Source organism: Nocardiopsis chromatogenes YIM 90109 (assembly GCF_000341185.1).
In the GTDB taxonomy this organism is placed as follows: domain Bacteria; phylum Actinomycetota; class Actinomycetes; order Streptosporangiales; family Streptosporangiaceae; genus Nocardiopsis_A; species Nocardiopsis_A chromatogenes.
Genome location: NZ_ANBH01000130.1, coordinates 1 through 17,819 on the forward strand (window position 1 = coordinate 1; position 17,819 = coordinate 17,819).

The 17,819-nt window shown below is 75.0% G+C and carries 12 protein-coding genes and 1 pseudogene; 8 read left to right on the forward strand and 5 right to left on the reverse strand.

Features of this window, described 5'->3' with window-relative positions; all coding sequences use genetic code 11:
* Nucleotides 1–222: 222 nt before the first annotated feature.
* Nucleotides 223–1,756 (reverse strand): annotated as a pseudogene (gene amaB, locus D476_RS33180) (L-piperidine-6-carboxylate dehydrogenase).
* 193 nt (nt 1,757–1,949) lie between these two features.
* Between amaB and D476_RS0113245 the strand changes: the two are divergent.
* Nucleotides 1,950–3,101, forward strand: coding sequence for a C15 family peptidase (locus D476_RS0113245; RefSeq protein WP_017624421.1), 1,152 nt, complete (start codon nt 1,950–1,952; stop codon nt 3,099–3,101).
* Nucleotides 3,102–3,232: 131 nt separating this feature from the next.
* On the opposite strand, the gene D476_RS0113250 is transcribed toward D476_RS0113245, so the two are convergent.
* From D476_RS0113250 to D476_RS0113260, 3 genes are all read right to left on the reverse strand, one after another.
* Nucleotides 3,233–3,916: a response regulator transcription factor gene (locus D476_RS0113250; protein ID WP_017624422.1), complete on the reverse strand. Its 684-nt coding sequence runs from the start codon at nt 3,914–3,916 to the stop codon at nt 3,233–3,235.
* A complete protein-coding gene (locus tag D476_RS0113255; RefSeq protein WP_026123477.1) occupies nt 3,913–5,154 on the reverse strand; it encodes a sensor histidine kinase in 1,242 nt (413 codons plus the stop codon). Before D476_RS0113255 ends, D476_RS0113250 begins: the two co-directional genes overlap by 4 nt.
* 86 nt (nt 5,155–5,240) lie before the next feature.
* Complete coding sequence (locus D476_RS0113260; protein WP_239648694.1) at nt 5,241–5,591, reverse strand: hypothetical protein; 351 nt, start codon at nt 5,589–5,591, stop codon at nt 5,241–5,243.
* Between the two features lie 347 nt (nt 5,592–5,938).
* Between D476_RS0113260 and D476_RS0113265 the strand changes: the two genes are divergently transcribed.
* Together D476_RS0113265 and D476_RS33185 are read left to right on the forward strand one after the other, a co-directional pair.
* Nucleotides 5,939–7,573, forward strand: a complete 1,635-nt coding sequence (locus D476_RS0113265; protein ID WP_017624425.1) for a polysaccharide deacetylase family protein — start codon at nt 5,939–5,941, stop codon at nt 7,571–7,573.
* A gap of 389 nt (nt 7,574–7,962) precedes the next feature.
* Complete coding sequence (locus tag D476_RS33185; RefSeq protein ID WP_017624426.1) at nt 7,963–8,298, forward strand: hypothetical protein; 336 nt, start codon at nt 7,963–7,965, stop codon at nt 8,296–8,298.
* A gap of 104 nt (nt 8,299–8,402) precedes the next feature.
* Here D476_RS33185 and D476_RS0113275 read toward each other — a convergent pair whose 3' ends face one another.
* Nucleotides 8,403–9,104 carry a GntR family transcriptional regulator gene (locus D476_RS0113275; protein WP_017624427.1) on the reverse strand — a complete coding sequence of 234 codons (702 nt, stop codon included), beginning with the start codon at nt 9,102–9,104 and terminating at the stop codon, nt 8,403–8,405.
* A gap of 236 nt (nt 9,105–9,340) precedes the next feature.
* Here D476_RS0113275 and D476_RS0113280 point away from each other — a divergent pair, with 236 nt between their 5' ends.
* The 5 genes from D476_RS0113280 to fdhD all read left to right on the forward strand — a co-directional run bounded on the left by D476_RS0113280 (nt 9,341) and on the right by fdhD (nt 17,670).
* Complete coding sequence (locus D476_RS0113280; RefSeq protein WP_017624428.1) at nt 9,341–10,354, forward strand: 2-dehydropantoate 2-reductase; 1,014 nt, start codon at nt 9,341–9,343, stop codon at nt 10,352–10,354.
* 237 nt (nt 10,355–10,591) lie between these two features.
* Entirely contained in the window at nt 10,592–12,553 is a 1,962-nt protein-coding gene (locus D476_RS0113285) for a molybdopterin oxidoreductase family protein (RefSeq protein ID WP_017624429.1), read from the forward strand.
* Nucleotides 12,554–13,670: 1,117 nt separating this feature from the next.
* Nucleotides 13,671–15,749 carry an NAD(P)H-dependent oxidoreductase subunit E gene (locus D476_RS0113290; RefSeq protein WP_017624430.1) on the forward strand — a complete coding sequence of 693 codons (2,079 nt, stop codon included), beginning with the start codon at nt 13,671–13,673 and terminating at the stop codon, nt 15,747–15,749.
* Nucleotides 15,746–16,753 carry a 2Fe-2S iron-sulfur cluster-binding protein gene (locus tag D476_RS0113295; RefSeq protein WP_017624431.1) on the forward strand — a complete coding sequence of 336 codons (1,008 nt, stop codon included), beginning with the start codon at nt 15,746–15,748 and terminating at the stop codon, nt 16,751–16,753. The genes D476_RS0113290 and D476_RS0113295 overlap by 4 nt, the downstream gene beginning before the upstream one ends.
* A gap of 56 nt (nt 16,754–16,809) precedes the next feature.
* Nucleotides 16,810–17,670, forward strand: a complete 861-nt coding sequence (gene fdhD / locus D476_RS0113300; RefSeq protein WP_017624432.1) for a formate dehydrogenase accessory sulfurtransferase FdhD — start codon at nt 16,810–16,812, stop codon at nt 17,668–17,670.
* The last annotated feature ends 149 nt before the right edge of the window (nt 17,671–17,819 follow it).

A 17,819-nucleotide genomic window follows, 5' to 3' on the forward strand; every position in this document is an offset into this window, starting at 1 on the left:
CCGCCGGGCCGTGTCCTCAGGCGCCCTCACCCCGGGCCCGGCCCCCGTCCGGGGCGACCGCACCCGTTTCCGGGCCGCGACCGCCCTCACCGCCCGACACGGCCGCCGGAGCGGCCGCGACGACGTCGGGACCAACGCGGGTGCGGCCCCGTTCGGGGCCGCACCCGCGCCCTTGTCCGCTCCTCAGGCCCCGGCCCCGTCACGACGGCGCCGGGGCACCCGTCACAGGAACTCCACGCCCTGCGCCAGCGGCAGCTCGCCGCCGTAGTTCACCGTGTTGGTCGCCCGGCGCATGTACGCCTTCCACGAGTCCGAACCCGACTCCCGGCCGCCGCCGGTCTCCTTCTCCCCGCCGAACGCGCCGCCGATCTCGGCGCCCGAGGTGCCGATGTTGACGTTGACGATGCCGCAGTCCGACCCGGCCGCCGACACGAACCGCTCCGCCTCGGCCTGGTCCCGGGTGAACAGCGCCGACGACAGGCCCTGCGGCACCCCGTTGTGCAGCTCCACCGCCTCCTCGAAGGTGCGGTAGGTCATCACGTACAGGATCGGGGCGAAGGTCTCCTCCTCCACCACCGGCGTCTGGGCGGGCATGCGCACCAGCGCGGGCTCGACGTAGTAGGCCGCGGGCGCGGCGTCCTCGCCGACCCGGCCGCCTCCGGCGACCACGGTGCCGCCGTCGGCCTGCGCACGGGCCAGCGCGTCCTGCATGGCGGCGTGCCCGCGCTCGGAGATCAGCGGCCCGACCAGGGTGGCGTCGTCGAAGGGGTCGCCGATGCGCTCGCGCAGCTGCCGGTAGGCCCCGGCGAGGCGGTCGGTGACCTCATCGGCCACGTCCTCGTGCACGATCAGGCGGCGCAGCGAGGTGCAGCGCTGCCCGGCGGTCCCCGCCGCGGCGAACACGCTGCCGCGCACCACCAGGTCCAGGTCGGCCGAGGGGGCGACCACCGCGGCGTTGTTGCCGCCCAGCTCCAGCAGGCAGCGGCCCAGGCGGGCGGAGACCCGCGGGCCCACCGCACGGCCCATGGCCACCGACCCGGTGGCCGAGACCAGCGCCACCCGCGGGTCGTCCACCAGGTGCTCGCCGACCTCGCGGCCGCCCGGCACCACCCGGTGCAGCCCTTCGGGGGCGCCGGTGTCGGCGGCGGCCCGCCNCCAGCGCGGTCAGGGGGGTGGTGTCGGAGGGCTTCCACACCACCGTGTTCCCGCACACCAGCGCGATCGCGGTGTTCCAGGACCACACCGCCACCGGGAAGTTGAAGGCGGTGATCACCCCGACCACGCCCAGCGGGTGCCAGGTCTCCATCAGCCGGTGGCCCGGCCGCTCCGAGGGCATGGTGCGGCCGTACAGCTGCCGGGACAGGCCCACCGCGAAGTCGCAGACGTCGATCATCTCCTGCACCTCCCCGGCGGCCTCCGAGCGGATCTTGCCCGCCTCGATGGAGACCAGGTCGGCCAGGTCCTGCTTGTGCGCGCGCAGCAGCTCGCCCAGGCGGCGCACGAGCTGCCCGCGCACGGGGGCGGGGGTGTCCCGCCACACCCGGCGGAAGGCCTCGTCGGCGGCGGTGACGGCCTGCTCGGTGGTCTTGGCGGTGCCGAAGTCCAGCCGGAACAGCTCCTCACCGGTGATGGGGGTGCGGGCCGAGCCGGGGGCGCCCCCGTCCTCGGGGAGGCGGGCCGCCCCGCACGCCTCAAGGGCGGCGGTGGCGCGCTCGGCGAGGTCGGCGGTGTCGGGGAGGGTGGTGGTAAACGGCATGCGTGATCTCTCTCCATCGAGAGCCGTGGGGTCCGGTCGTCGGCGGCGCGTGAACACCGCCACAGGCCGGGTCTACCCCGGATCGCGCCGGACCTCACCCGCCCGCCGCGAGCGCCGCCGCACCCGCCCCGGTGTCGCTGCGGGCATGTAGACTCACGCCCCGTTCGGACCGCCGACCCGCGAACATGGAGCCATGGACGCCACCCCCACCACCGCCGAGGAGGACCGCGCCCGTCGGGAGGCGCCGCGGCAGCTGCTGCGCCGCTCCGGGTTCGCCGCGGCGGCGCCCCTGTTCACCGCCGACCTGGCGGGGGCCGCCGGGGCCGAGGAGGCCGCGCGGATCGTCACCTCGCACGGGCACCGGCTGTGGTCGGAGGCGGCCCGCAGCGGACAGGCCGGGGACGACCGGCCGCTGTACTGGGCGCGGCTGACGCTCGCCGCGATCCTGCGCTCCTGGGAGCCGCCGTTCGCGCTGGCCGCAGAGGAGCGCGCCGCGCTGCTGCGCCGCCTGGAGTACGCCTCCCGGGGCCACGACGACCTGGTGTTCGCCCCCGACGACCGGCAGCTGCGGGTGATCGTCACCGGGTTCGACCCGTTCGGGCTCGACGAGGACGTGCGCCGGTCCAACCCGTCGGGGGCGGCGGCGCTGGCCCTGCACGGCACCTCGTTCGAGGCCGGGGGGCACACGGCGGTGGTGCGCGCGGCGGTGTTCCCGGTGCGCTGGCGGGACTTCACCGAGGGCATGGCCGAGGAGACGCTGATGCCGCACTACGGGGCCACGGCGGCCCCGGCCGACGCGGTGATCACCGTCAGCCGGGGGCGCGAGGGCCGGTTCGACCTGGAGGCCTACAACGGCGCCTGGCGCAGCGGCCGGGCCGACAACGAGGACCGCGGCGAGCAGGGGCCGGTTCCGCTTCCCGGCGGCATGGGCCTGCCGGACCCGCCGCCGCAGTGGTGCCGGTCCACGCTCCCCCGCCGCGCGATCGTCGAGGGTGCCGCGGGGCGCTTCCCGATCGTGGACAACACCGAGGTCACCGAGATCCCGGCCGGGGCGTCGGAGCCGGTGGTGCGCCCCGACGGCCCGACCGAGGGCTCGCAGGCGCGCGCGGGCGGCGGCGGGGGCTACCTGTCCAACGAGATCGCCTACCGCAACACCCTGATGCGCGACACCGCGGGCCGCGACATCCCGGCCGGGCACGTGCACACGCCCGAACTGGAGCTGGCGACCGACGACCCGTCGGCGGTGACCGACCCCGACTTCGAGCGCGACCGGGCCGACATCACCGAGCAGCTGCGGGCCATCGTGATGGCCGCGGTCAGGGCCCGCACGGAGGACGACGGGTAGCGCGGTCCGGCCCTGCCGGGCCGCGGTCCGAGCGTTCCGGGTGCCCGCCGGGCATCCCGGCACGGTCGGGGACACTCCCCGTGGACGCCTTCGCGGCGACGGGGCCGGGCCGCGCCAGGCCCCTCCCCGCCCTACCCGGGCGCGGAGTCCTCGGTGTCCATCAGGCCGGAGCGGTAGGCCCAAGCGGCGATCTCGACCCTGTTCCGGGCGTGCAGCTTCGCCTGGACGCTCGCCAGGTGGGTCTTCACCGTGCTCAGCGACACGAAGAGCCGCTCGGCCGCCTCCGTGTTGGTCAGCCCTTCGGCCACCGCCCGCACCGTGTCCAGCTCCCGCTCGGTCAGCCCCTGGCGCCGCGCCTCCTCCGCGGGGTCGCGTCGCCTGCGGGCGGGCCGGGCGAAGTGCTTGAGCAGCCGCACCGTGACGTTCGGCGCCACCAGCGCGTCGCCGCGGGCGGCCGCCCGCACCGCCTCGGTCAGCAGCGCCGGACCGGCGTCCTTGAGCAGGAACCCCACGGCTCCGCCCTGCAGCGCCGCGTGCACGTACTCGTCCAGGTCGAAGGTGGTCACCACGACCACCTTGAGGGGGTCGGCCACCCCCGGCCCGGCCAGCCTGCGGGTCGCCTCCAGGCCGTCCACGCCGGGCATGCGGATGTCCATCAGCACCACATCCGGCCGGAGCTCCTCGGCCAGGCGCAGGGCCGACAGCCCGTCCCCGGCCTCCCCGGCCACCTCGATGCCCTCCTCGGCCTCCAGCATGTACCGGAAGCCGGTCCGCACCATCGCCTGGTCGTCGGCGAGCAGTACCCGGATCGTCAACGTCCCCCTCCGTCCCCGGCCGTCCCGGCGGGCAGCTCGGCCTCGACCCGCCACCCCGGCGCGTCGGCCGCGGGGCCCGCGGTGAAGGACCCGCCCAGCAGCTTGGCCCGCTCGGCCATGCCGATCAGACCGTATCCCCCGCCGGGGCCGTGCGCCGAGCCGCCGCCCCGGCCGTCGTCGGCGACGCGCAGCCGCGCCCCGGACGCGTCGGCCGCCAGCTCGACCCGGACCAGCGCGGCGTCGCGGGCGTGGCGGCGCGCGTTGGTGACCGCCTCCTGGGCCATGCGCAGGACGGCCGAGGCGGTCTCCTCCGGGAGCGCGCCGAGGTCGCCCTCGACGGCGACCTCCACCCGCGGGCGGCCGATGTCGCCCGGCTCCTCCATGGCGCGCAGGGCGGCCGCCAGGTCGTGGGCCTCCAGCGGGGCCGCGTCCCCCTCCTCGCGCAGGGCGCCGACCATGCGGCGCATCGCGGCCAGGGCGGCGGCCCCGGCGTCCTCGATCTGCGGCAGGGCGGCGGCGACCACGGCCGGATCCCGGTCGGCCACGTGGCGCAGCGCCTGCACCTGCACGACGATGCCGCTGACCTGGTGGGCGACGACGTCGTGCAGGTCGCGGGCCAGGGACAGGCGCTCTTCGCGCCGGGCCTCCTCGACCCGCCAGGTGCGCTCGCGCTCGCGCCAGCGCAGGACCAGGCCGGGCAGGAAGGTCAGGGTCGCCAGCAGGAGCATCCAGCCGACCGAGTCGGTGCCCCACCCCTCGCTGCGCAGCGCCTGGGAGAGGATGGCCAGGGTGGTCGCGGCCGCCATCACCACCGCGGCCCTGCGCGAGGCGTGCCAGGCGACCAGGTTGGCCACGAGGAACATAGCGAACACCTCGAGGATGCTCATGGTGTAGCCGTAGGCCCCGTGGTCACCGGGCCACAGCGCCACGGACGCCGCCACGACGACGACGGGGGCGACCGGGCCGAGCAGGGCCAGGCGGCGCGGGGGCGTTCCGGGCCAGGCGGCCGCCACGGTGGCGGCGCCGCCGATCAGGCCGGAGTACAGGGGGAACCAGTCGCGGAAGGAGGGCGGCGGCCCCATCCAGTCGGGGCCGGGCGAACGGCTCAGCAGCTCCTGCAGCGTGGTGGCCAGGCCGAGCACCAGGACCACGCCGACGACGACGGTCAGCATGAACCCTTTGCGGGCGAGCGTCTCCATGGCCGCCTCGGCGCGGCCCCAGGGCTTCCACGATGGCATGGCGCCAGGTTAGAGGGGGTGAACAGCGAACCGCCTCGGCCGAACGGCCGAGGCGGTCGCAGGGTCTGCCGACGAGACGGAGGGGACTAGTACGTGGTCGTCGTCCCGGCTCCGCTGGCCGCGACCAGGAAGAAGTAGAGGATGCTGGAAACGATGCCGATCGCGACGAAGACCCAGCCGATGATCTGGCAGATCTTCGACGCCTTCGGGTTGCTCTCAGCCGTCACGATCGCCACGATGCCGAGGATGCCGGAGAGCAGGTTGCAGCACAGGAACCCGATGACCGTCAGTGCGATCGCCGCGCCCTTGTTGGCCGGCGGCTCCGTCGGGCCCATGTTCGGCGGGGGCGGCGGGGCGCCGTAGCCGCCTCCGGGGGGCGGGGGCGGAGGCGGCCCGTAGCCCCCGGGGCCCTGCGGTGGCGGTGGACCGTAACTCATACTCGGTTTCTCCTGGGTTCGGGGATTACTGCATCGGCCTGCGCCGATTCGCGCGGCGGCTCGCCGATGATCTCACTTCGGACGGGGCCCAGCCGCTCGAGGTTCCCGATGGAACCACTTCGTTATCAGGACGTATCCGAAATCGCCGCTGCTGCGGTGCGCGGGCGGGCATGACCACTCGGATGGTATGACGCGGCGGTGACCGCGACGCGCCGCGGGCACGCGATTGCACGCCCGCCCTCGTGCCCGTATGTTCGCGATGCGGTCCGCTGCGGGAGGCCGGGGCGCGTCCGCCCGCTCCCGCCCCGTGCGCCGCCGACCGGCCCCCGAACTCCAGGTGAGAACCCGTGCCCGTGTCCGCCATCGCCCGACTCCGCCCGACCGGGCTGCGCCCGCGCCACGCCCTCGCGGCGGCCGTGGCACTGTGCCTGCTCGCCGTACCCGGCGCGGCCGCCGTCGTCGGCGGGAAGCCCGACTCCCCGCCCCTGGCGCTGGCCGACCCGCAGAGCGTTCCCGGGCTGGACCTGGTCGCGCACACGGCGGCGGACGACGAGGTGAGCACCGCGTGGACCTACCCGGTGGTGCCCGGGGCCCCGGGGTTCGGCGGGGAGGTGCGCACCGCCATGGCCGAGGCGCACACCGCCTTCATGGAGGAGCGGGGCGGTGAAGGGCCCGCCGAGCTGGAGCAGCGGCTGGACCTGGTGGCCGCCTCGGGGGACGTGCTCGGGGCACGGATCGTGCGCGAGGCCCGGCTGGGCGGCGGCGGACCGCGGGTGGACGGCGAGTCGCTGTGGTTCGACGGCGGCTCCGGCGCGGTGCTGCCGTGGACGGGTCTGCTGCGCGGCGAGGACGCGGTGGCGGCGCTGGACGCCGAGGTGGCGCGGGTGCTGCGGGAGCGGGACGGCGTGGAGCCCGGCGAGCTCCCCGAGGGACTGGAGTCGGACGGGTCGGCCGAGCCCTTGGGCGACGGCGCCGACGCCCCCGGAGGAGGCGGCGACACCTCCGGGGAGAGCGGCGGGGACGCGGACGGCGACGGCGGCCCCGGCGACGGCGCCGGGGAGGCGCCCGAGTTCCGCCCCGGTGACGCGTGGGAGCTGAGCACCGAGCTCGGCGACTCGCCCCTGCGCGACCTGGCCTTCGACACCGAGGGGGGCTTGGTGGTGACGCTGCCCGGCACCCCCGCCGAGGGGGCGGGTTCCACCGCCGGGGACGGCGGCGACGGCGGCGGATCAAGGGCCTCCGACGGCCCCAGGGTGGCGGTCTCCGCGGAGGCCGCCACCGGGCTGCTGTCGGCGTTCGGCGAGCGGGCGCGCGCGGCGGCCCTGGCCGACGCCCCGCTGGAACTGAAGGACGCCGACGGGCCGGGCCGCGCCGACCTGGACTGCGACCGCGTCCCGTGCGTCGCGCTGACCTTCGACGACGGGCCGGGCGAGCACACCGGGCGGCTGCTGGACGCGATGGACCGCTACAACGCGAAGGGGACGTTCTACCTGCTGGGAATGCTGGCCGGGGAGTTCCCGGACCTGGCGGCCCGGATCACCGGGGAGGGGCACGAGGTGGGCGCCCACTCCTGGAAGCACGACGACCTGGCGGGCAAGTCGGCCTCCGGGGTCTCCGACGACTCCGTGCGCACGGCGGAGGCGATCGAGAAGGCGACCGGCGAGTGGCCGCAGACGATGCGCCCGCCGTACGGGTCGTTCAACGCCACGACGAAGCGGAGCGTGGGGGCGCCCCTGGTGCTGTGGGACGTGGACACCATGGACTGGAAGGTGCGCGACGCGGGCAAGGTGGCCGACACCGCGCTCGAACAGACCCGCCCGGGAAGCATCGTGCTGATGCACGACATCCACGGCACGACGGTGGACGCGGTCCCGGACATCCTCAAGGGGCTGCACGCGAAGGGCTTCCACTTCGTGACGGTGTCCCAGCTCTTCTCCGACCTGGAAATGGACGAGGGAACGGTCTACCGCCGCCGGGAGTGAGTGCGGTCCCGTCCGGTGCGGGACCCGCCGCCCCGCCGCCCCGCCGTCCCCGCGTCCGATGGTCCCGTCTCCGACGGAACCACGGCCCGCGGAACCGTTGCCGCCGTCCCTACCGCCCGTCGGGGAACCGGCCTTTCCTGGGAGCGTCCGGACGGCCGTGGAAAGGACGCCGACCATGGAAGCGCAGAACCTACCCCCTCCCCTCCGACACCCGCGCTCCCCGCACCCCCGGCGTCGCCTCGGCGGCGGCGCGGTGGGTCCTGGCCGCCCTGCGGCCGGCCATCGGCTGGGTCTTCTTCTGGGCCTTTCTGGACAAGCTGTTCGGCCTGGGGTTCGCCACGCCCGCCGACGGGGCGTGGATCGCCGGTGGCAGCCCGACGTACGGATTCATGGCCGAGGCCGCCTCGGGCCCCTTCGAAGGCCTCTACGGCTCCTTCGCCGGGGCCGCCTGGGCGGACTGGCTGTTCATGGCAGGGCTGCTCGGGATCGGGCTGGCGTTCCTGCTCGGCATCGGAATGCGTATCGCGGCGGCCTCCGGGGCCCTGATGCTGGTCCTGGTGTGGACCGCGGTCCTGCCGCCGCCCAACAACCCCTTCATGGACGACCACCTGGTGATGGCGCTGGCGATGGCGGCCCTGGCCCTGGTGGACGCGGGCGACACCGCGGGTCTGGGCGGCTGGTGGTCCCGCCTCTCCCCGGTCCGGCGCGTTCCCGCCCTGAGGTGACCCCGCGTCCTCCCTCTCCACCGCTCCATGCCCCGGCGCCCCGGGCGCGTGGAGCGGCCAGGCGCGTGGAACGGCTCCGTGGCACACCGCTCCGCCGCTGGAGGTCAGACCGCCTCGGAGGAGTCGCCGCCCTCCCCCAGTTCCTGGTAGGCCGCGCGGGTGCGTTCGGTGTGGTCGGCCATCAGGGCCGCGGCCTCGTCGGGGCGTCCGGCCTCCACCGCGTCGATGATGCGGGCGTGCTCGTCCCATGAGGCCTGCCCGCGGGACCGGGCGATCGGGGCGTAGAACCAGCGCACCCGCCGGTCCACCTGGGCCGCGAGTTCGGCCAGCACCGTGTTGCCCGAGGACACGATCAGGGCGCGGTGGAAGTCGGCATTGGCGTTCACCGCCGCCTCGACCGGCTCCTCTCCCGCGGCGCGGGTGCCGCGGCGCCACAGCGCGCGCAGGCGCTCGATGTCGTCGGGGCCCGCGTTGCGCGCGGCCAGCCGGGCCGCCTCGGTCTCCAGGAGGGCGCGCACGGCCAGCAGCTGTTCGGCCTCCCTCTCGTCCGGGGTGTGCACGAACGCCCCGTAGCCGGGGCGCAGGTCGACCCAGCCTTCGTTGCTCAGGCGCTGCAGGGCCTCGCGCACCGGCTGGCGGGAGACCCCCAGCCGGGCCGCGAGGTCGGTCTCGACCAGGTGCCGCCCCGGCGGCAGGGCGCGGGTGGTGATCAGGTCGAGGAGGGCCTCGTAGACCGCTTCGCGAAGCGGGGCCGGGCGTCGCACCGGGTCGGCCGCGCCGCCGGCGGTGGTCGTCGGTAAGGGCATGGACGGTCCTCCGACTCCTCGGCGGTGACTGTCGACAGTGTACGAAACGCGCGGGCAGGCGCGGGGGCGATCGCGCCGACCGCCCGCCGCCGCGGCGGCGGAAAAGTGCGGAAAGAAGGCGAGAACTTCCCGGTCCGGGACCATCCCCGCCTCCTTCTCCCCCTCCGTGGAGGGTCACCCTTCCCGCACACGGTTACTGTATACAGTATTCCTTTCCCCGAGAGAAGGGACCCCCCATGCGCATCGCCGTCCTGGGCGCAGGCGCCATCGGCGCCTACGCCGGCGCCGCCCTGCACCGCGCGGGCGCCGACGTCCACCTCATCGCGCGCGGCCCCCACCTGGAGGCCATGCGGGCCCGCGGCGTCCGCGTGCTCAGCCCGCGCGGCGACTTCACCGCCCGCCCGCACGTGACCGGCGACCCGGCCGAGGTCGGCCCGGTCGACTACGTCCTGCTCGGCCTCAAGGCCCAGCACTACGCCTCCTGCGGCCCGATGCTCGCCCCCCTCATGGGCCCCGACACCGCCGTCATCGCGGCCCAGAACGGCGTCCCGTGGTGGTACTTTTACGGGTCCGGCGACCGGTGGGAGGGCCACCGGATCGAGGCGGCCGACCCCGGCGGGGCCGTCAGCGCCACCATCCCGCCCGAGCGCGCGATCGGCTGTGTCGTCTACGCCGCCACCGCCATCGAGCGGCCCGGGGTCATCCGCCACATGGAGGGCACCCGCTTCTCCATCGGCGAGCCCGACCGCTCCCTGTCCCCCCGCTGCACCGCGTTCTCCGAGGCGATGACCGCAGGCGGCCTGAAGTGCCCGGTCGAGAACGACCTCAGGGAGGACGTGTGGGTGAAGCTGATGGGCAACGTCACCTTCAACCCGCTCAGCGCGCTGACCCGCTCGACCATGGCCCAGATCTGCGCGTTCCCCGACACCCGCACCGCCGCCGAACTGATGATGCGCGAGACCCTCGACGTCGCCGGGCGCCTCGGCGTGCACACCTCCATCTCGATCGACCGGCGCATGGCGGGCGCGGAGCGCGCGGGCGACCACCGCACCTCGACGCTGCACGACGTGGAGCGCGGGCGGCCGATGGAGCTCGACGTCATCCTGGGCGCGGTCGTGGAGCTGGCCGACCTCACCGGGGCCGACGCCCCGACGCTGCGCACGGTCAACGCCCTGGCCAGCCTGCTCAACGAGCGCCTGGACGAAGGGGCGGTGCAGCCCCGGGCCGCCGAGGGCGCGGCGGCGGGCTGACCGGAGGACCGGCCCCGCGCGCATCGGCCGGAACGGCACCCCCTCCCCCGGCTGCGACCGGGGCGCCGATGCCCTGAGCGGGCGGCGGAAGGCGGGGGAAGAAGGAGGGCGGGCCGCCGCCACCCACCCTCCCCCCTTGCCGCCACCCCCGAACGGTTGAATACTGTAGACAGTCACCATCGATCGACCCTGCCCGCCGCACACCTGGACGACCCCTCCCACCCCTGCGAGGCAACGATGCGATCGGACCGGCGGAATTCCGCCTACCAACGACTCACCCAACCGCTCGTCCGCGAGGGCGGCGGCCTGCGCCCCGCCACGTGGGACGAGGCCCTGGACCGCGCGGCCGAGGGCTTCCGCGACGCCGTGCGGCGGCACGGCCCCGACTCCTTCGCCATGCTCTCCTGCGCCCGCTCCACCAACGAGATGAACTTCATGGCGCAGAAGTTCACCCGCGCGGTGATCGGCACCAACAACGTCGACTCCTGCAACCGCACCTGCCACGCCCCGAGCGTGGCCGGGCTGGCGGCCGCGTTCGGCTCCGGGGGCGGCACCTCCTCCTACCGCGAGGTGGAGGAGACCGACCTCATCGTCATCTGGGGCGGCAACCCCCGCAACGCGCACCCGATCTTCTTCCAGCACGTGCTGAAGGGCGTGCACAACGGCGCGCGCCTGTTCGTCATCGACCCCCGCCGCACGCCCACCGCCGAGTGGGCCGACCGCTGGCTCGGCCTGAACGTAGGGACCGACATCCCCCTGGCGCACGCCGTGGGCCGGGAGATCATCCACTCGGGACTGGTCAACGAGACCTTCGTCAAGCGCGCGACGACCGGCTTCGAGGAGTACCGGGAGCTCGTCGAGCCGTGGACCCCGGCCGCGGCCGAGGCCGAGACGGGCGTCCCCGCCGAGGCGATCCGCGAGCTCGCCCACGCATTCGCCCTGGCCGAGCGCGCACAGCTGTGCTGGACCCTCGGCATCACCGAGCACCACAACGCCACCGACAACGTGCGCGCGCTGATCAACCTCTCCCTGCTGACCGGACACGTCGGGCGCCCCGGATCGGGGCTGCAGCCGCTCCGGGGGCAGAACAACGTGCAGGGCGGCGGCGACATGGGCGCCATCCCCGACCGCCTCACCGGGTTCCAGGACATCCTCGACGACGAGTCGCGCGCGCCGTTCGAGCGCGCGTGGGACACCGCCATCCAGCCGCGCAAGGGCAAGAACCTCACCCAGATGTTCGAGGGCATGGACGAGGGCGAGGTCAAGGCGCTCTACGTCATCGGGGAGAACCCGGTCCAGTCCGAGCCCGAGACGGAGACGACGCTGCGCCGCCTGGGGCGCCTGGACCACATGGTCGTGCAGGACATCTTCCTGACGCGGACCGCCGAGCAGGCCGACGTCGTCCTCCCGGCGAGCGCGGCCTGGTGCGAGTCGGACGGGACCTTCACCAACAGCGAGCGGCGCGTGCAGCTCGTGCGCAAGGCCGTCGACCCGCCGGAGGGGGCGCGCGACGACATCGAGATCCTGTGCGACCTGGCCGACCGCCTCGGGCACGCGTGGAAGAGGCCCACCGCCGAGGAGGTGTGGAACGAGGTCCGCTCGCTGTCCCCGATCCACCGCGGGATGACCTACACGCGGCTGGAGGAGGAGCAGGGGCTCCAGTGGCCCTGCTTCTCCGAGGACCGGACCGAGCCGTCCTACCTGCACGGCCGCCTGTGGTCGGAGACGCCGCAGGAGCGCGGGGAGCCCGCGCCGTTCGGCATCGTGGGCCACTCCCCGCCGGTGGACCTGCTGGACGAGGAGTACCCGCTGAGGCTGACGACGGGGCGCCGCCTGGACGACTACAACACGGGCGTTCAGACGAGCGGCTTCTCGTCCCCGCTGCGGCGGGGGGAGCTGTTGGAGATGTCCCCGGAGGACGCCTCCGGTCTGGGCCTTGAGGACGGCGACGCGGTCCGCGTCTCGTCCCGGCGCGGGTCGGTGGTGGCGCCGCTGGCGGTGTCGCCGGGACTGCGGCCCGGGTTGGTGTTCATGACGTTCCACTTCCCGGACCAGGTGGACACCCAGCTCCTGACGATCGACGCCACGGACCCCATCGCGGGGACCGCCGAGTACAAAGCGGCGGCGGTGCGCGTGGAGCGCGCCGAACAGGCGCCGCAGGAGGGCGCCGAAAGCGTGGACCGGGCCCCGGTCGCGTGACCGTCCCGCCGCCCTGGTGCCGGTCCCGGGGACATCGACCAGAGGTCTCCCGGGACCGACCCCGCAGGGGGCGGGGCCGGTCCGTCGCCCGGGCGACGGCGGGCCCGGGCCCCGGGATCTCCGGGCCCCGGGCCCGCCGCTCCTGCCGATGACGGCGTCCAGGAGACCTTCGGCGGCCGCGCCCGCCTTGGGCGGGCGGCCGGAGGCGGCCCTCAGCGGCAGGGCGCCGGTCGGGGCGCCGACGCAGGGGCAGGGCCGCCCCGAGGCCGTGCCGATCACCCTGACCCGGTGGGACGGACATGCCACCACTCCAGCGGACGCGCACCTGCCGATGCGGTCGCCGAACCGTCCGGCTCCGGCCGTCGGCCACGTCCTGCGGAGAGGTGTGCCCCCGTCCGCCCGTGGCGGGGCGGGCGCCGCGCACCAGGGGCCCCGCCCGGCCTTCAGGGCCCTGAGGGACGCGGGCGCCGGGCACGGCGGCTGTTCAGTCACTCGACCGGATCAGGCCCATCCACCGGTCGTCCCCCGCCCACGGGCACTGTCCGGACTCCCGCAGGACCACCGACCGGCAGCGCCGGTGGCGGCCGCCGGGGCACGTCCGCGGGACTTCCATCCGGCCGGGTCGGCCCGCCGGATACGGCTCCAGAGCGGACCGGGCCGCCTTCAATGCCCTGGCCTGCGATCCGCCCTTCGGCTGCCGGCCGGGACCCGCCCGCCCAATGCGGCCGCAGTCGGCAGAGGTGACACCGCTCCAGCGGAAGCGACCCTCCAGACGCGGACCGGATCCGCCCCGGAGCCGCAACGACCGTGGCGACCCTGCCGGGCGGAAACCGCGACCCCGGCGGACACGCCTCGGAGGGAACCGGACCGCGCCAGAGCACACGACCACGGCACGGTCGCGAGGCCGTCGCCGCGCCCGTTCACAGGCGCCCGGCGCCCCCCGGGGGAAATGCCTCCCGGCGGCTCCAGACGGGGGGTTGTCCCCGGCCGAGCGAAGGCATACTGTAGCCCGTATACAAAATCCTGTGACGTAGACCACGGACAGCCGCGCGAACAGCCACCGCGCCACCGCCCGCCCGCGCGCGGGCGCCCACACAGTGAAAGGTGAGCGGGGAACGTGGACCTTCAGCACCTGGACACGCCTCCGAGCGACGCCGAGCGCGCCGCCGTGGACGCCCTCCTCGGCCCGCCCGGGTCGGCCTGGGAGGGCGGCGAGCGCACCGGCGGCGACCTGCGCCGGGCCGACGGCGGACAGGCCGCACGCGGACGGCGCGACCTCCTCCTTCCCGCCCTGCACGCCGTCAACGACCGCATCGGCTGGATCAGCGAGGGCGCGCTCGGCTACATCTGCCGGCGCCTGACCGTTCCCCCGGCCGACGCCTACGGCGTCGCCTCCTTCTACTCGATGTTCGCCCTGCACGAGCGGCCCCGGCGCGTCCTGCACGTGTGCACCGACATCGCCTGCGCCGCCAAGGGGTCGGGCCGGATCTGCCGGACCCTTGAGGAGCGCCTCGGGCCGCCCGGCCACGGGTCGGCCCCGCCTCCCGACGGCGAAGAGGGCGGGCACCGCGACGACCCCGGTGTCGCCTGGGCCGAAAGCCCCTGCCTCGGGATGTGCGAGCGCGCCCCGGCGGCGCTGGCGATCGAGGCCGGAGACCCGCCCGGGTACGCGGTCTCCGCCCCCGCCGACCCGGACGTGCTGTGCGCACCCCCTGGGCCCCGGCCCACCGGGGCGGACGGGGAGGACAGGGCGGACGGGACCGCCGCCGGACGGGCCGCTCCCCCGCCTCCCGCGTCGAGCAACGGGCACCGGACCCCCGCGCATCCCACCACCTTCTCGCCCGACCCGCTCGCCCCCCTGCCCGCCGAGCCGCCCGCCGAGGCCGCCGTCCCCCAGGCCGGGGACACCGGCCTCCTGCTCCTCGGGCGCATCGGCGCCGTCGACCCCACCGACCTGGACTCCTACCGCGCCGCGGGCGGCTACACGGCCCTGCGCCGGGCCATCGCCCTGGGCCCCTCGGGCGTGATCCGCGAGGTCACCGACTCCGGCCTCGTCGGACGCGGCGGGGCGGCCTTCCCGACCGGCCGCAAGTGGGCCGGGACCGCCCAACGCCCCGAGGCGCCCCGCTACCTCGTCTGCAACGCCGACGAGAGCGAGCCGGGCACCTTCAAGGACCGCGTGCTCATGGAGGGCGACCCGTTCTCGGTCATCGAGGCCATGACCGTCGCGGGGTTCGCGATCGGGGCGGCCCGCGGCTACCTCTACATCCGCGGCGAATACCCGCTCGCGCTCTCCCGCCTGGAGAACGCCATCGCCCGCGCCCGCGCGCGCGGGCTGCTCGGGGAGGACATCCTCGGGTCCGGCTTCTCCTTCGACATCGAGATCCGCCGCGGGGCCGGGGCCTACATCTGCGGCGAGGAGACCGCGATCTTCAACTCGATCGAGGGCCTGCGCGGGGAGCCGCGCAGCAAGCCCCCCTTCCCCGTCGAGCGCGGGGTGTTCGGCCGCCCGACCGCCGTCAACAACGTCGAGACGCTCGTGAACGTCCTTCCGATCGTGCAGATGGGCGGGCCCGCCTACGCGCGCATCGGCACCGGGTCCTCCACCGGCCCCAAACTCTTCTGCGTGTCGGGGACCGTCGCGCGCCCCGGCGTCTACGAGGTGCCGTTCGGTGCCACGTTGCGCGACCTCGTCGGCCTCGCCAACACCGGCGCCGCGTCGCCCCCCGAGCCGCGCGCGGTCCTCCTCGGCGGGGCGGCCGGAGGGTTCCTGCGCGGCGACGAGCTGGACGTGCCCCTCACCTTCGAGGGGGCCAGGGAGGCCGGGACCACCCTGGGCTCGGGCGTCGTCCTGGTCCTCGACGACACCGTGGACCTGCCCGCGGTCCTCGTCCGCATCGCCGCCTTCTTCCGCGACGAGTCGTGCGGACAGTGCGTGCCCTGCCGGGTCGGCACCGTCCGCCAGGAGGAGGCCCTGGCGCGGCTGTCCGGCGGCACCGGAGACGGGTCCGACATCGCCCTCCTGCGCGACGTGGGTGCGGCCATGCGCGACGCGTCCATCTGCGGCCTCGGGCAGACGGCCTGGAACGCGGTCGAGTCGGCGATCGACCGGCTCGGGGTGTTCGCGGACGCGCCGACCCGAAGGACCCTGCCCCTGACCGCCGCCGCCCCGTCGACCACGAAGGAGGCGCCGTGACCGCCGCACCTGAGACCCCCGCCCCCTCCCCCGCCGGACCGGTCCCCCTGGCGCCCCCGCGCCGCCTGGTCGGGGTCACCGTGGACGGCGAGGAGCTCCGCGTCCCCGAGGGCTCGACGCTCCTCGACGCCTGCGAGGCCAAGGGGGTCGACGTCCCGACCCTCTGCTACGGCGACACCCTCACACCGCGCAACGCCTGCCGGGTGTGCGTGGTCGAGGTCGAGGGCGCGCGCACGCTCGCCCCGGCGTGCTCGCGCAAGGCCGAGGAGGGGATGAGCGTCCTCACCGACTCCGAGCGCGTGCGGCACAGTCGCAGGCTCGTCCTGGAGCTGCTCGGATCGTCGGTCGACCTGTCCACCACGCCGGGCGTCCCGGAGTGGAACGAGCGCTACGACGCCGAGCCGGACCGGTTCGGCCCGCGCGCCGAACCCGCCCCGCTGGGCGAGCGCGACGCGCGCCACGCCGGGGAGCACGGCCCGGTGGACGGGGCGGCCGCCGCGACCGTCGAGCAGCCCGCCAAGGACGACAACGACCTCTACGTGCGCGACTACGGCAAGTGCATCATGTGCTACAAGTGCGTGGACGCGTGCGGCGAGCAGTGGCAGAACACCTTCGCCATCGGCATCGCCGGGCGCGGGTTCGACGCGCGGGTGTCCACCGAGTTCGACGTCGGGCTCCCGGACTCGGCGTGTGTGTACTGCGGGAACTGCATCGAGGTCTGCCCCACCGGGGCGCTGTCGTTCGCCACCGAGTTCGACATGCGCCGGGAGGGGACCTGGGACGAGGAGCGGCAGACCCAGACGACGACCGTGTGCACCTACTGCGGGGTGGGCTGCAACGTCACCCTGCACGTCCAGGACGGTGAGATCGTCAAGACCAGTTCGCCGCACGACAACCCCGTGACGCACGGCAACCTGTGCATCAAGGGGCGGTTCGGGTACCAGCACGTGCAGAACGCACCCGGAAGGGATCAGGGGCGCGGCGGCGGGGAGACAATGGAGTGAACCGGTCCCGGGCATGAGAACCGGGACGGGCGCGACGCCAGAAAGGCAGAGGGCTCATGGGACGCGTGACCACCCGCGAGAAGGTGCTGCGGATCCGCGGCGCGGCCTCGGACGACCGCGCCGACACCCTCGTCGTCGAGGAACCGCTGGAGATCCGCTTCGGCGGAGCGCCGCTGACGGTCACGATGCGCACCCCCGGTGACGACTTCGACCTGGCGGCGGGGTTCCTGGCCAGCGAGGGGGTGCTGGCCGGCGCCGAGGACCTGGAGTCGATCCGCTACTGCGCCGGAGCGACGGCGGACGGGTCCAACACCTACAACGTGCTGGACGTGGCCGCGGCGCCGCACGTGCCGCCGCCGGACACATCGCTGGAACGCAACTTCTACACGACCTCCTCGTGCGGGCTGTGCGGCAAGGCCTCGATCGACGCGGTGCGCACCGCGGTGCGGTGGGACGTCGCCGGGGACACCCTGGAGGTGACGCCCGAGCTGCTGGCGAGCCTGCCGGACCGGCTGCGCGAGGCCCAGCGGGTGTTCGACCGCACGGGCGGTCTGCACGCGGCGGGGCTGTTCGACACGGACGGAAACCTGCTGTGCCTGAGAGAGGACGTCGGGCGGCACAACGCGGTCGACAAACTGGTGGGCTGGGCCCTGCGCCAGGGGATGCTCCCGCTGCGCAACACCGTCCTGATGGTGTCGGGGCGGGCATCGTTCGAGCTGGTGCAGAAGGCCCTGATGGCGGGGGTGCCCGCGCTGGCCGCCGTATCGGCCCCATCGTCCCTGGCGGTCGAACTGGCCCGGGAGCACGGCCTGACCCTGGTCGGCTTCCTGAGGGGGGACTCCATGAACGTCTACGCCGGCCGGAACAGGATCACCCTGGAGACGGCGTCCCCGACGCCTATGGCGGCCCCGAGGTGACCCCCCGGCCGGGCCGGTAGACGCGGAACCGGTCGGCGCCACCACAGCCCCCTGCGCCGGCCGGTTCCGACAGTTCGGGCACTGCGCCGCTTCCCCGTGGCACAGCTCCGCGCAAGAATGCGACGCGGAACAAGAAGTCCCCCATATAG